A 14959-nucleotide genomic window follows, 5' to 3' on the forward strand; every position below is an offset into this window, starting at 1 on the left:
ATTTTAGATTAAAATGGTTTTTTTGGGCTATTTTTGGGTTTTTATTCAATTTGACTAGCATTGATTCTAATTTATATCTAATTGCATCATTTTAAAAACTAAAAACAGACGGCGTTCCAGGATTTATGGAAAATTTACTGAAAATAATGCGTAAATTAAATCCACAAGAACACAACGCCTTTAGTGCTTTAAACTATACTATGAATTTACTGAGATTAAATTCAGATGTCAGAATCTATTAAATTAGCTGTAACTGGTGAAAGTGCAGGGATCGTTGAAGTAGTTATTGATACGGTTTCATCAGAGATTACAGCAACATTTATTTATACACCTAATCCTGCGACTCCAACCCCCAAAGAAATGTTATTTGGCTATCATGATGCATCTGGAGCAGAGCATATGCTTTCCATGACCAAAGAGAACAATGGTCAATGGATTTTAAGCCGGTCTATGGCATCTAATGAGAGCAGTGATTTTTTTATGCATCCCGATGTGAAGCCCAGAGAGTTGGCTCAAAAACCTAATATTATCAACAAAATAGCCTTATCTAATGGAACACTTGTCACTTCCGTATATGAAAATCCAGAATTGGCTGTGGAACACAAAGGCCATATAGAACGACGTGTGCTTAATGCGGACGGTAATTTAAGCGAACTGGTGGATGAGCACTATCAATTGGCAACGGAGGAGCAGTTGGTTGAAGTCTATTTTCCAGCAGGTTATAAGTCTTTAGAACCGAAAAAATACCCTATGCAAGTCATGTTGGATGGTGACATGCACTTAGGGCAGGATGCCTTTGGAAATAGTATGGATACAAAAATTATTCTGGATAATTTAATTGCTGAAGGAACAATGGAACCAATCATCGCGGTATTTGTAACACCTGCACAACCTACTATGGAGCAGGGGAAATGGGTATCAATGCCAAGGCTTAAAGAATACAGTTGTGATTTACAAACCGATGCGATACTTGCCCGTATTCCAGATGCGTTAAGACAAGCAGGTATACCTGTCACAAGTGATCCTCAGAAAATAGGGTTATGTGGACAAAGTATGGGCGGTCTTCAAGCACTGTACACTGCTAAAATGCATCCCGATATTTATGGGCAAGTGATTGCTCAATCTCCTGCTGTTTGGTGGGGACCATCCGCTTCAAGATTAAATGGTGAGGCAGTTGAGGAGCCTGTGCGTTATGAGGAAGATAGAACCTGGCGTGCGCCTCTGGCAAGTAAAGAGGAGCAAAACTATTTATTACACATGCTAGAGACTGGTTATGATGAGCTTTCCAAAAGGGAAGTGCCGAAAGGTGAGGTCAATGTTAAACTACAGGCCGGAATTCTAGAAACAGGTGATCGTGGATTAGGTGATGAACCTTTGGTTCAAGCCACCATGCTATTAGCCAAAAAGTCAGGTATTGGATGCAAACTTCATAATGGAGGGCATGCTGCAGAACCTTGGTCAACCGGTCTTGCCGAATTTTTACCGCAAATACATCCTGGACCATCATTTTTGAAGGATGACCCGCTTGAAGCTACTGAAGTTGATGAACTGAATGGGGTAACTCGAGAATCAACACAACAATTAATGACCTCAGCCAAAATTCCAGGAGTGACTATTGCTTCATATGGAAATGAGGCAATTTCGACTATGTCCATTGGAACGACTCAAAGTGGTAAAGATACTACTTCAAGTCCTGTTGACGCAGAGACAGTGTTTGGCGCTGCCTCACTCAGTAAACCGATCTTTGCTTATCTGGTCTTAAAATTGATGGCATCCAATAAAGCGGATGAAGCCATACCGGGGTTTGGAAAATTCACTAAATTCAACAGTGGGTTTAATTTAAAAACGCCTTTATATCAAGTGTATCGAGATGGTAATGGAGCAACAGTACCTGATGATGAAAATCCTTTTCTTAAAAAATTTGTTCCTGAGTATCGTGAATGGGCAAAAAAGTTAAATGCTGAAATGGTTCTGTCTCATAGAACTGGCTTGCATATTGTGGCTCGAGAACCGTATTCATTTCAGTTCGATCCGGGTACACATTATGCCTATTCTGGGCCTGGCATTGATTGCTTGCAAGGGGCCATCAAGACCGTAACCGATTCTGATTTGGAAACATTAGCCTGGGCCAATGTATTTGGACCTCATGCATTAAATATGCCCCACACTACTTATGGTCCTGAGCCAGTAGCCGCGAATAGTTTGAAGACAACAGCCTCAGATTATGCCCGGTTTATTACATCCTGGATCAATGACGATAAGTTGAATGATGCGTTCAAACTGGTTAAGCCAGTGTATTCGATGAAAGAAGACTATTTCCCGCAGTCAAAGGATAAGCTCGTTGACGAGGTACGGGTTATAGCCAGTGATAGCGAGCACGTAAGTTGGGGGTTGGGCATCGGACTTGTAACGAATGATCAAGGAGAGGTCATTGGAGCTTATCATACAGGGGATATGAATGAATGGAGGGCAGGATTTGGCGCACAAATAGATCCAGAAACGAGACGTTGTATATCAACTACCGTTTATTGTGCCAACTCACATAATGGACATATACTCGCTGAACATGTTTTACCCAAGACCTTAGCACCTGCACTTAATTATTTTTTTCCAACCTATGGCTTTGCACGTACTGTGGACGAGTTAGATGGAACTGATTTTCATGGGATGAATCCCAAAATTCTTATGCCAGAATTACAAGAAAAAGCGTATCAGACAAGATCAGTCGTGCAGCACTTTAAAGAGCAACTACAAAAAGCACGATCAGATGAGACTCATGATACAACATCTGAATTATCCGCTTCTTCTGTGAAGGAAGCAAGATTATGAAGTAAAAGGCAAGACCTGGTTGTGAACGTTTTGTTTCAATCTTTTTTTCAAAACGAAGATTGTTTATCTTCTTGTAGAGAAAAGTCAGATTGTACCGAATTTTCTTACAGTTTGTATGAAGCTGTTCGAGCAGTATTTAACTCGGATATGGTGACAATTCATCAATTTATTCCCAACGTTCCGCGACGTGTTCGCGGGACGTCGAAATCGGAATTGTTAACACAACCTAATTTTTGGAAATTATCTTTTTATTAAAATACCAATCAATAACGTGTTGGTTACCTAAATGCACTGCTTGCTCAAAAGGGGTAACTTGGTACTTATTGATTTTATTGACATCAAAACCATGCTCAAATAATAATTCCAGTACTTCTACGTGGCCTCGTTGTACTGCATAATGCGCCGGGGTTTCTCCGTTCTCGTTATCTTCCCATTGATCACCAACAGCACCATGTGCCAGTAACCATTTAACGGTGCGCAGATTGTTGTGATAGGCCGCTAAATGCAGAGGATACAGCCCTCCACCTGTAGCTTTATGTATATCCGCTTTAGCTGCGAATAATACTTCCAAATTTACAACTGAATCTCTAATGGCTGCATAATGCACCGGCCTGTTGCCAAAATCTTTTTGAGCAACTGCATTAACATCTGCACCATGATCCACAAACCATTGTAAAACGACACCATCAAGATCTGTTCTTTTTGCAGCATAGTGAATAGGTTGTAGGCCAGTTTGGTCTTCATCGTTGATATTGGCACCATAGCTATGGAGAATGTCTAGAAATATTGGGCTTCCATAAATAGCAGTCAAGTGAATGGGCTGATATTCCTCGTTAGTTGCTTGCTTTCTGTTGGGAGAAACCCCTTTATCCAATAACCATTTCAGACTTTTGGTATTGGTATAAGCAGCCATATGGATAGGATAAATACCCAGACGATTTGGTTTATCAATCTCCGCGCCACATAAAGCTAGTGTACGTAAGAAACTTAAATCATCTGAGTATACGGCGCAGATAACCGGAGTTTCACCCGCCTCATCCTCTTGTTCTGCATTAATATCAGCACCATTATCAATTAACCAAACAAAGGCTTTGTAACTCTCCTGACGAATACTTAAATGTATGGGATACCAATTATTAGTTCCTGGTTGACTTATAGGTACATCTTTATCGAGCAAATAATCCAGAACATCGACTTGATTATTAAGCACAGCAATTTCCAGAGGGGTATTATCAAACTCAGATTTGCACTTTAATTGAAGGTCAACGCCATTTTTTACAAACCAATCAATTGCCTCAACTGCACCTGATTGGGCTGCAAAATGGATTGGATACCAACCATTTGCTGTAGGTAGGTTAATATCGACTTGTTTTGACTTTAATAATTCCAGATTCTCAACAATGTTGTAGCTGGCTGCATTATGGACCAAATTTATATTCAGATCATTTTTCCAATTCGCCGGAAAGCCTTGGTCTAAAAACCACTGCAACGAATTTGGATGATTCATAGCAGCAAACTGAATAGGATAAAAGCCATTATTAGTGGGTGTACTCAAGTTAAAGTAATCATTCAGATAGTCTAATAATTCAATATTGCCGCGTACTGTTGCCATTTCTAATACGCTAAGATCATCTTTTACGGTTCGTGCATGCAAATCAGCTCCATGAGCTACCAGCCATTTTATTGCAGTTATATTTCCAGCTTGTGCCGCTGCATGAATTGGCAAGTCACCAAAATAATCAGGCTGATTAATATAGGGAATACACTGCGTTGCTAAAGGTTCCTCCTGTATAAAATGTCCAACTGCTGCAGCATGTGCGATAGTACCTCCATTGTTGTTCACTTGATGAACCAAATCAGAAAAATGATGTAATAAATAGGAAATAACATCGAGACTACTAAAGCTTACAGCAGCAAATAGAACATGATTGCCCATATTATTGCGATCATATACAGAGAATGGGGATAGGTTAATCAACCATTTGATAACATCTAAACTGCGATTGTAATAGATACAATAATGTAAGGCATTATTATAATCAGAATCTTGTAAATCAAATATTTCTACTTCTTCATCCAAAGCTGATTGCATCGATGCAATTAATTCGTGGTCATTCAGATCTTTAGAACGAATCAACTCAAACAATGGCGGAATATAAAATTGTGTCATGTGTTTATTCCTGAACTTGATAATAGTGAACTGACGTAGAATATTAAAATTATACAGATAGAGTCTATTATAGGCAATTTTTACCCACCAAACTACCACATACCTGGCTCCGACTACTTCATTAGTAACGATGCAATGCGGACGTATTAGCCTTTATTTTGAGAAGGGACACTCTTGTTGTTATTATTTGAGAGTCTGGTAATAACAGGCAAAGACTCCTTTACCTCAACAAACCTCAGTTGTGCTTGGCTAAGCTCAAGCCAACATACTGAGGCAGGAATAGTCAATCTAGCCAAACAGGCATTGAAACACGTCTGGACCATCGCATCTAAAATAAGTCTCACCAAATTGACGCCAATTGGGTTTATTTTCAATATTGGATCGAGCAATGATGCGTTCAGTTTGTAAGAGTCCACCAGATTTACTGCCATCAAAAACTGGATTTCCATACACACAGTGAACACGATTTGCATCATCTGGATTTATTCTTTTAGAATCCCACATAGCATAATTTAATCGTACATTATCCGATTTAAATTCGGGTTTTCCACCCCAGGATCCTGCCCAACGCCAACCAGGTGGTGTTAGGGTAATGTACTTATTACCTTGCTTCATAAAAAGTGTATTGGGTGCTGGACAATGATCCGCATAAACTACCATTGAGCTCAAGAGTGCACTAATCAAGATACATCTTTTATCCATTTTATATCCTTTTAAGGGTAAATCCTGCATCCCATCATATAATTTTTATACAGCATCTTAAACATAATTATATATTTATCAGGGCTATGATTTATTTGTTACGGCATCATATGCGTTGTACACACTTGGTTTTAACTAGTTACAAAAGGGTCAATGGATCGATGACGTAAGTGTAAATTGTATTTTTACTATTAAAAGCATGGGCGAATCATTTGGAGAATCCTAAAGAAAAAATTATGAAAAAGTGGGATGGGTCTCTATAAAGAATATTCCAGTTTTATTTTAGCTCGTTTGATACACGAATTGCATATATATAATACGGCAATTGATATTAACTCATCATAAATCATTAACTCAGAACATTTAGAATAAAAATCATACAAGGGCATTCTGTTGATCTTCAGCCTTTAGAAATGAATATACAGTTTATTCGAGGTGTATTATGAGTAAATCATTAAATGAAGCGATGAAACATGAAATTTGTGAAGTAATGCGTAAAAAATGTGATACTTCAGAGTTTGGTGTTCGTGATGCGATTACGTTTTTTGGCTGCATTCCAGGCGTTAATTCTGATGTGACGGATATTAAAAACAAATTTCATGAACAGCCCCCACATGTAATGGCAGTGTTAGAAAGAGTGACTTGCACATGAAGAAGCAGATTCAAACTCTTCAGAATAGTCTTAATACCATGAAGGTTAAATTGAGCGACTTGGATCATGAACTTTCAACTTTTGATCAATCCGACGAGGATGAATGGGATTTAGGTGAGGAGCTCTATAGTGATCAAGAAATAAACGATAAAAAAGAATCAATCGGTCAGGAAATAAAAAGCCTGAAGGAGCGTATTAATACAACACAAACGACATTAGATCATATGCCGCAACAGGAAGAACGTGACTTTAGGACTCAACTCCAAATGCACTGAAACTTTTTCAATACCTAATTTCTTTGAGTTGGACGATGTGGATCAACTCAAATAGAACAGGTGATTATCGGATGAAGTTGATACTGGATTACACATTCGTCAAATACGAGTTACGCTTGCTAAACTACCCCTTAATTTAGGGTGCTTTGGTCGGGTAATAGTTTGCCCAACCAAAGCATGCTAACACATCGGACTACCCCAATTCGCTTGAACATTTAATTCTTCTAATAATAGGATCAACGGTTTCATTATGGGTATCGCTAATTTGAGATTTAAATTCGCCCCGCCAGGAAGAACAAAATCAAGTGAGAAGACTTCTTGTTCTTCAATTTTCATCATTTTGCATTTAGCATCCATCACCAATACAGGATCAGCACCCAGTGGATAATTGTTGCCCGGCTCATAGGCTGTTGCATAGTTTGCTTTCTGTTTATCAGATTGATTTATTTCTGTTATAAAATTAGCAACCGTAGGTGTGAGTTTTTCATATTCAGTTTGAATAAATTGACTGGCTGACATTAAAATACAGTGAGTGATTCTACGCGTTAGCCAGAAGATATATTCACTATGATCTAACGTGTTAAAGCGAAAAATAATGCGATCTTCGTTTAATAAATAGCGACAATTGAATTGCTTGAGACTCACGGCATCAACTCCTGTTGGTAGTTGTATAAAAAATCCCAATACAGTTTAGACAGAGACTACCAAAGAGGCGAATGTGCGAATGAATAAAACGAATAATAAGAATATGACATCGCTGAAATGGCCGTCTGAGATCATTCTTTAAAATAATCCTTATCTACACATTATAGCAAGTAAAAGTGCTCGTGTAATATCACTGCGCTTGAGCGAGTTACCTATAATAAATGGTACCCAAAATAGTCCCATTACAAGAGGCTGTCCGGGACTGAAATTATTCAAAATGATACAAAATGATTGTTGCTCAAAGGCTTTAGCCTGGATTGTCCTCATGTGTTCCTTCGTAAACTCTTCTAATTTAATTGAACCATAGCAACTACGGTAGCTTATAAAAAATTGGAGTTATAGCGAAACAATTGAGTGTTATTTTTGATGATGCATTTGGATAATATATATTCTCTGTGCGCATAAAATGATATGCTCTATCATTTTATGCGATGTGGTGATTTATTATGTATCTGTTAGATGAAATAAAAGTGACAATTAAAGAGGCGCTAGCGAATCACCAATTTTCTGATGAGATTGATTTCAATATCTTTTGTCAGCATTTAATGCAACTTGATGCCTACAGCCCAGAGAATTTTAATGCGTTCAGACACTGTGTGAGTTCTTATAGTGATTTAAAAAAACTGATTATTACAGCTGAAAAATATGACATTCAAGAGGAAATCGTTGCTTTTATAGCTCAAATGATTGCGCTAATACAACCTCACTTCGGTCTGTTTATAACGGAAGGCGACTGGTTTGTATTTCAAAGAATTTCAAGGTATTTATCAGAGAAGCAACAACTCTCAGTGATGAGCTTATTGTCTCCGCTCGCGCTGCTTTCGTCGCTCGATCATGTCTTCGATTACTCACGGACTATACAATCTCTTAAGGGTGAGGCAGAGCAAGAGTTTACTCAGAGGTATGCACAAGCCTTGGCTGACACCATTAATACTCCAGAAGATTGTGTTGTCTGTTTAAATGCGCTCAAAAGTCATTATTGTATAAATCCGCTCCGTTCTACGAGGCAATATTCTGTTTATCATCCTGTCATAGTACACCTGATGAGTATTCTTTCCCCTAAATTGCCTAAATTGCTCATCAATTTGGATTCTACTTTGGCCATTTTAGTAAGTCTTCCTCACGACAGTCAAAAGTTAGTGATCGATGCTTGTTTTGACAACCTCATATTATGGACGAATGCAGAACACATAGACTCTTGGAATCTCAACTGTCTACCATTCGCAACAAAATATTTTTCCTCACTAATAGCTAAGAAAATAGTCAATCAGGAAACATTATTTAGCACACTACATTTCTGGAAAGCCAAAGAGGGTATCCTTGAAAATATAATAGCTATTATTAAGCCTCAACTACCTCAGTTACTTACCGATAGCATAAACGCATTAGCTTTTCTAGAAATGGTTCCCTTCACGATTCGATTGAAATATTTTGACTCAGTTGCTCACTTAATTACACAACCGGAAGAATGTGGGAGAGCGCTTGCATTGATGCCGGATAGAGAAAGAAGAATTTGCTTGAAACGAATGAATATAAAAATCGCCACTCACGCAGATTTACAGGCATGGCTTGCGATATGTCATACATATGAAGAGCAAACCCTCATTATCAGAAGGTTAGATAAAAATGATTTGCCTTGCGGGGAAGCAGAAATTGAAGCGATGCATACTAAGCCTAGTGAGTTTCCAGACCTATTAAAAAGATCTATCGATAAGTTGAGAGAATATTTATGTACTTCATGTGGTTATTCAGATATTTCTATAAGACACCGTAATGCAGCTGTGGCGATGATAAAAATTTTAGAAAAAAAAACTGATTTGACCAGAAAAGACGTCATTCTACTATTTAGAGAAGAATGTAAAAAAATTCAAAAAGAGATTTGGAGAGAGTTTATAAGAGGCTCTCTCTTACATGAACAATTAGTGAGAATTTTAGATGATTTTGATGACGATGGTCAGGAGTGCGCTTCTGCTCTAGTTGAGCAAGTTGATTGTACTTACCATGAATTTATTGTTCGATAAGAACAGGTACTGTTCATGAAAATTGGGCTTATCGGCATGATTTTATGAATGTTCATGAAGAGAGTAATTAATTGCGGGGTCGCGAACCAATCAAGCTAAGGTCGGATCTCATAACAGTTAGTCGTATAAGGGAAACAATTTCATTTTGTTATTTGTCCTTTGACGATAATCCTTAAACACTCGAGTCTGACTTCTTTGAACTCATGTCATTGTTATTCATTATAGCGGATTTTATATACATCGCATGAAGATCATCACGTCTTATCCGTGTGCTTTTATTCGCTATAATGTGTATATTAAGGGCATGTAGTTTGCTTTACAGAGACAGCTCATGGCTTTGACCTATATTGAGATACATAACCAGTTAACAACTCTTCTAAAAGCATTGGAAAAGAAGGTTTCTTTTAAAGGTGTTGTATTTAATTTAGAAGGAAAAATCAAACAAATAATACATTGCAGGAACATACTCAATGAATTAGAACAACATCAAAATAGCACTCAATTTGCTTTAGCTGAGTTTCTGTCCGATCAATTGAATCTTCATAAACCTTCAATAAAAACCAACAAAATTCTGAATAAATTCTATAAAAGATTAGGCGAGTTACATCAACAGTTAATCACCTGTGATGATGTGTCCGATATTTTAAAAAGGAAAGGCATAGAACCATTTGATCCGCAAAAAGATACCATTCGATTATCTGACGATATTTCGGTTCACTCTAAACTGCTATTCAAAAAGGTATACTCCAGACCGCATATATTGGATGTAACTGAAGTAACTGAAATTAACAGGGATCTCCATGGTCTTCAGCATGTTAATCGTGTTGCTTATTACATACCTGTATTAGTCAATCTTTATCGAAGATATGGGGATGTAGACGCGGAAGCATTGACAAGCGAAGACATAAAACTCATTCAGATTGCAGCACTATTTCATGATGCAGGTAGAGAACGAGGTGAGGGTATAGATTATTGGGATCAGGATAGTGCCTTGTTAGCCTTTTATTATTATAGCAAAGTCTTGCAAGTATCTGATGCTAAAGCAAAATTATTAGCTGAGGCTATTGCCAATAAAGATATGAAAGAGGGTAAATATTATCAGCTTGTGAGTAATGAACACGGCGAGTTAAGTTGGAAATTAATTAAGCAAAGAAAAAAAAATATATATCAAAAAGTTCTGCATGATTCGGATTCAATAGACGTTCTACGGGCAAGATCAACCAACAGTTACAACGCTCAATATCTGGATTTTTATCAGGATATTGCCAAGGAAAATACACAAGCGAAAGATGAAATGACGGAGCTGATATATGAGGCCAGGAGCTTAATTGAAAATCAGGGCGACGGGTTTCTGCGTCAAAAAAGTAATGTAAAAAAATATTATGAACATGTCAAAGGTTATCAAAGAACGGTTACTCAAATCGCTGCTTCTACTGCAAAACAATCCAAATATCACGTGTTAAGAACTTTATATACTCCTGACATTGACAGTTTACCCTTAAAACAATTGCAGCAGATGAAATTGATTAATAAACCTGTTGCATATGATCCTGAACACGTCCTGGATGAAGTCAATATGCATGCGGCAATGGAACAAGGGATTGTATTTGCACGTGGAATAGCAGACCCATCCGCGACGGTGAACAAAAACAATAAAAATATAGAAACTCAGGCTGAATTAGAAATAAGAAAAACCCTACGCCGAAAAGGGAAACCAACCAGAACACAAAAAGCGGATCGCTTAATGAAACATGGAAACCCTAATCGGTCTGTTGCTTTAGTTGGCTTTGGTGCTGTACCTTTTGCAGCGGCCGGATTTTTAATTGTAGATAATGATCCAAAACATCAACATATTAAATCGATCGCAAAAACTAATATTGTTTCAGGCTTTGGTAAAAAGAAGACTATAGCTGGCGTTGACGGTGCAAGAGATGATGTAAAACTAAAAGAAACTGCATTGCTGGATTTGATCGCTTCCTTACAAATAGGTGGAGGTAATAATAAATCAGCCCACTCAGAAATTATTTATAATGTTGATCAATTTGATGCAATCTATTTCACTCAAGATGCTGTATTTGCGAATAAACAATTGAGAGGAACTACAGATGGCATTGCTGAAGCATTTCATAAACATGCTCCATTATTACAAGCAATCTATTTACAAAAGGAATATGAAAAGCAAACGGGTATTAAACTTACTTTATTTGAGTATTCAGGAATACATCGTTTTACTAAAGAACAAGCCGATATAAATAACTCAGATAGTGCAGCCTTATTTAGGACTATGTGCAGGGATTTTATTCATGCTCAAGTGGCATCGTCTTCTCCTGAATTTCTTACGATGACTGTTGAGCAGATAAAAATATTCAGCATGTATGGCGATCTATATGCTGTGGTTGGTCGTGAAAAAAAATTCCTACAAGCTGCAGATACTTATTTACCTGATGAACTAAGAGAATCCATTAATACAGAAATTGAAACGGAACTTCAAAAGGCTAAAGATAGGGTAGTTGAACAATTAAGAAATAAATCCTTGTCTTTGTTTTCTCCTATGGCATTGAATGTTTTAAAATTAATGAAAAGAATACCGAAAGATCTACGCGGCATGATCGTCAACGCTATCGAGTCGCATGTGACTCAAGAGGTGTTCTATAAAGATCAATTTACCAATCTGTTTGATCAAATCCTGGCAAAGAAAATAACAAACCAGGCTGACGAACTATTTAATATACTCAATTATCTTAAAAACTATTCTGAGATCATTAAGAACAACAAGAAACTTGAGAATTTTGAGCAAATGACTGTTGCTCTATTAAATAGTTATGTAAAGAATAATATTGATAAAATTATGAAGCTTGGGTTTGGAAGCAAAATAACTCTTTGTTTTCGCATTAAAAAAATTGTCGATTTGCTGTCACTTCATAATAAAATAGATCCTGATTTACTAGCTGACCTGGTAGTATTATTTAGTAATAATCTTCCAGCATTCAATCATTTAAAATTGTATGTATCGCTCGATCATCCCAAAGTTGTGGTACATGTTCATCAATTAATAGCTAACCTCCCATACATTAATGGAAATTTTGATGTTGTTAGCTATTTGACTGAAGCGAAAAAAAATGGTCTTTCTGAGCAGCATATAGTGCAAGGTGTTGCTTTCTTTATAGATAAAATGATGGAGGCAAAGAAGACTGTTAGTGGAGCTGAGTTTTGCCAAGTAATGGCTGGAGTTTCATTTCAGGGAAAAAATGTCATAAAGAAGATTTCTGATTTGTTATGTTGTACTCGCATTAATTCTCTAAGAGAGCTGATAGACATTTTAAACTCACTTAAACATAGCCAAATTTATATTAAAAAACATCAATTGAGCGATATTTTGACTCAATTAAGTCAAAAATTATTAGATAGCCTGCATACTAATCCTGACTTTTATATAGTTCCTGCTTATGATACTCATGAGTCTTTTATTGCAGCACTTGACGAACTTCCTTCTCTCAAGTGTTCCGATACTTACAAAAGAAATATGCTGACTTTTATCAAGATGGCGCCTGACAATGAGCGTGGTTTATATTTTATTGAACGCATACGTACATTAAATTTGAAGTTGGGGTTTGATGTTGATTTACAGTTAAATACCCATGCGTCGGCAGCAGCACTATCTGATAAGGAAAATAGCTCCAATAATGCTAACCTGGTCACGCGGCATTCTTTTTTTGTGTCTAATAACACGACGCCCCTGAGTACAAAGCACTCCAATGAAACGAAAGAAGAAAAATACGCTTCTACCCCAAATAAGGGGGGTATTTAATTTTAAAAAAATTATAGTTTAAGAGATAGAGTGCGTTGTGGATGAGTTAAGTGTTCCCTGATTTAGGGAAGAGCCGGAAGTGCCCGGTATATTTTAATGGGGTTAAAGCATGCTAGTTTTCGATTTCCAAATTGGAAACTGGAAATTATAATGTAACCACCATTATTTTTGGACAAGATCTGATAAATCTGGTTGCTTAGTAATATTATATTTTTCAGAGAGATATCACTACAAATCTCGTATAAATTATCTAAGTCCCATACTCAAACACTTCAATCTCTCGCAAGATATTTTAGCTTCAGCTGATGAGGTATTATCCTCCTGAAGACTTCTGAAACCTTTGAAATAATGTGTCAGCACGTTGCAAAATGATGCTAGTAAAGGGGCTAGGCGTTATATTTTTTTGAATTTTGCTCACTAAATTCAAGACTTCTTTTCGTACCAGAGCACTAGATAAAAGAGCCTCTTCTGCCATTTGTGTAAAGTGACGAGGGAATAGGCCATCAAAATCATATTTACTACCAACTTTCATCGCCATTTTAGTAGCAAGATTAGGATAATACACGGTTGAAATCATATCGTAGAAAGGTGCTAAACGCGTTTTTGAACCATGATAGAGCAAAGAGAAGTTTTTACTATGTGCATCATTATTGCCAATAATTACGTTAAACAGAATCCCGTGCAATAATTCTTTTATGTCAAAGACAGGGAGACTTGATATCTCTCTTACCAAATCAAAGCATTCACTCATTTGGGGGCCACCTTCTCGCTGATATTTCATCTCAGGGCTTATGCCCATTGCCTGACAAAAATCTTCTTGATGAAGGCGCTGGATTCCTTGCTCTGTTTCAATCCGATCATAACGTTTAACCAACAGATAAGGAGTATCATCAGCGTAATGGATAGCTGCATCCACAGCATTTAATCCAACTCTTTGAGCCAGGTTAAGGCAGAAACACTCATTTTCAATTAGGGTGGGAAAGTCTCGATTGATTGGTTTTAAAATGTGAGTACTGGGTGCACCATTCATTGGTATTGCCAGATTTCCTTCAATAATGGCAACTGGGAGTTTATCCTGAGCTCCAGCAAGGGATAAACGGATTCCATCCTCACCGACTATCATCGGTCTTTGATGCATGGTTTGCAGGATTTCTAATACATCCTTTTTTTTGATAATTTTATAGTCCGGCTTTAGCTGAGCTAAGGATGTATTTTGAGGTAATATCATCACAGCTCCGGCGCACTCACCACCAATAGCAGCTAATAAGGCAAAATCATTTTTTTCACTGATACTTAATTGACGAGCAATAGCACTGCGCATATGGGCTTCAGGCAAGAGTCCACTAAAAAATGGTCGGCATTGCTTCATCGAGTAAATGGTGTTTTGAAGAGGAAGTGAGTGTGACAGGGGGGAATTGTTCTTGTTTTCGAGATAATAGTTATCATATACAAAAGACATGTCACCATGTGCATCTATACTTAATTGGCCTGTTAGTACTTGGTTAAGATAGACATCTAATTTATGATTTTTCATTATCGAATTCAGTATGAGATAGGTTGAGTTGAATCCCAAGTACTTGCAGTACTTGCAGCATTTTTCCAATTTGGCAAGTGGGCTTTCCATTTTCCAAATCAATAATAAAACGCAATCCTGTGCCGGCAGTTAAAGCCAAATCTTTTTGGGTAACTGTAAGTTCTTTACGAACTTTGCGAATATATTGTCCTATATTTTCCGGAGATTGAATCATCATTTTTCTTCCAATATTCCCGTACGGTAATTTTATACCCTATTTGAAG

Annotated in this window: 10 protein-coding genes; 5 read left to right on the top strand and 5 right to left on the bottom strand. The window is 37.3% G+C overall.

Annotation, left to right across the window (positions count from 1 at the left end; all coding sequences use genetic code 11):
* Nucleotides 1-225 precede the first annotated feature (225 nt).
* On the top strand, nucleotides 226-2829 hold the full coding sequence (locus Lqua_RS04200) for a serine hydrolase (protein ID WP_058473020.1): 2604 nt from the start codon (nucleotides 226-228) through the stop codon (nucleotides 2827-2829).
* A 226-nt stretch (nucleotides 2830-3055) separates the two neighbouring features.
* On the opposite strand, the gene Lqua_RS04205 is transcribed toward Lqua_RS04200, so the two are convergent.
* Nucleotides 3056-4999, bottom strand: coding sequence for an ankyrin repeat domain-containing protein (locus Lqua_RS04205; protein WP_058473021.1), 1944 nt, complete (start codon nucleotides 4997-4999; stop codon nucleotides 3056-3058).
* A 288-nt stretch (nucleotides 5000-5287) separates the two neighbouring features.
* Entirely contained in the window at nucleotides 5288-5701 is a 414-nt protein-coding gene (locus tag Lqua_RS04210) for a hypothetical protein (protein ID WP_058473022.1), read from the bottom strand.
* A gap of 442 nt (nucleotides 5702-6143) precedes the next feature.
* On the opposite strand from Lqua_RS04210, the gene Lqua_RS04215 reads away from it, so the two are divergent.
* Nucleotides 6144-6353, top strand: a complete 210-nt coding sequence (locus Lqua_RS04215) for a hypothetical protein (protein WP_058473023.1) — start codon at nucleotides 6144-6146, stop codon at nucleotides 6351-6353.
* Nucleotides 6350-6628 (top strand): hypothetical protein, encoded by a 279-nt coding sequence (locus tag Lqua_RS04220; RefSeq protein ID WP_058473024.1) that lies wholly within the window; start codon nucleotides 6350-6352, stop codon nucleotides 6626-6628. The genes Lqua_RS04215 and Lqua_RS04220 overlap by 4 nt, the downstream gene beginning before the upstream one ends.
* Nucleotides 6629-6808: 180 nt before the next feature.
* Here Lqua_RS04220 and Lqua_RS04225 read toward each other — a convergent pair whose 3' ends face one another.
* Nucleotides 6809-7273: a hypothetical protein gene (locus Lqua_RS04225; protein WP_058473025.1), complete on the bottom strand. Its 465-nt coding sequence runs from the start codon at nucleotides 7271-7273 to the stop codon at nucleotides 6809-6811.
* A 506-nt stretch (nucleotides 7274-7779) separates the two neighbouring features.
* Here Lqua_RS04225 and Lqua_RS04230 point away from each other — a divergent pair.
* Both Lqua_RS04230 and Lqua_RS04235 read left to right on the top strand, forming a co-directional pair.
* Entirely contained in the window at nucleotides 7780-9354 is a 1575-nt protein-coding gene (locus Lqua_RS04230) for a hypothetical protein (protein ID WP_058473026.1), read from the top strand.
* A gap of 331 nt (nucleotides 9355-9685) precedes the next feature.
* On the top strand, nucleotides 9686-13162 hold the full coding sequence (locus Lqua_RS04235) for a SidE phosphodiesterase domain-containing protein (RefSeq protein WP_058473027.1): 3477 nt from the start codon (nucleotides 9686-9688) through the stop codon (nucleotides 13160-13162).
* A 313-nt stretch (nucleotides 13163-13475) separates the two neighbouring features.
* On the opposite strand, the gene Lqua_RS04240 is transcribed toward Lqua_RS04235, so the two are convergent.
* Both Lqua_RS04240 and Lqua_RS04245 read right to left on the bottom strand, forming a co-directional pair.
* On the bottom strand, nucleotides 13476-14696 hold the full coding sequence (locus Lqua_RS04240; protein ID WP_058473028.1) for a type II toxin-antitoxin system HipA family toxin: 1221 nt from the start codon (nucleotides 14694-14696) through the stop codon (nucleotides 13476-13478).
* Nucleotides 14683-14913, bottom strand: a complete 231-nt coding sequence (locus Lqua_RS04245; protein ID WP_238585525.1) for a helix-turn-helix transcriptional regulator — start codon at nucleotides 14911-14913, stop codon at nucleotides 14683-14685. The genes Lqua_RS04240 and Lqua_RS04245 overlap by 14 nt, the downstream gene beginning before the upstream one ends.
* Nucleotides 14914-14959: the final 46 nt, after the last annotated feature.

Source organism: Legionella quateirensis (genome assembly GCF_001467955.1).
Lineage (GTDB): Bacteria > Pseudomonadota > Gammaproteobacteria > Legionellales > Legionellaceae > Legionella > Legionella quateirensis.

Excerpts from the sequence above, each read along its gene's own strand:
- Lqua_RS04200 (WP_058473020.1), top strand. The coding sequence starts at position 226 with ATGTCAGAATCTATTAAATTAGCTGTAACTGGTGAAAGTGCAGGGATC.
- Lqua_RS04205 (WP_058473021.1), bottom strand. The coding sequence starts at position 4,999 with ATGACACAATTTTATATTCCGCCATTGTTTGAGTTGATTCGTTCTAAA.
- Lqua_RS04210 (WP_058473022.1), bottom strand. The coding sequence starts at position 5,701 with ATGGATAAAAGATGTATCTTGATTAGTGCACTCTTGAGCTCAATGGTA.
- Lqua_RS04215 (WP_058473023.1), top strand. The coding sequence starts at position 6,144 with ATGAGTAAATCATTAAATGAAGCGATGAAACATGAAATTTGTGAAGTA.
- Lqua_RS04220 (WP_058473024.1), top strand. The coding sequence starts at position 6,350 with ATGAAGAAGCAGATTCAAACTCTTCAGAATAGTCTTAATACCATGAAG.
- Lqua_RS04230 (WP_058473026.1), top strand. The coding sequence starts at position 7,780 with ATGTATCTGTTAGATGAAATAAAAGTGACAATTAAAGAGGCGCTAGCG.
- Lqua_RS04235 (WP_058473027.1), top strand. The coding sequence starts at position 9,686 with ATGGCTTTGACCTATATTGAGATACATAACCAGTTAACAACTCTTCTA.
- Lqua_RS04240 (WP_058473028.1), bottom strand. The coding sequence starts at position 14,696 with ATGAAAAATCATAAATTAGATGTCTATCTTAACCAAGTACTAACAGGC.
- Lqua_RS04245 (WP_238585525.1), bottom strand. The coding sequence starts at position 14,913 with ATGATGATTCAATCTCCGGAAAATATAGGACAATATATTCGCAAAGTT.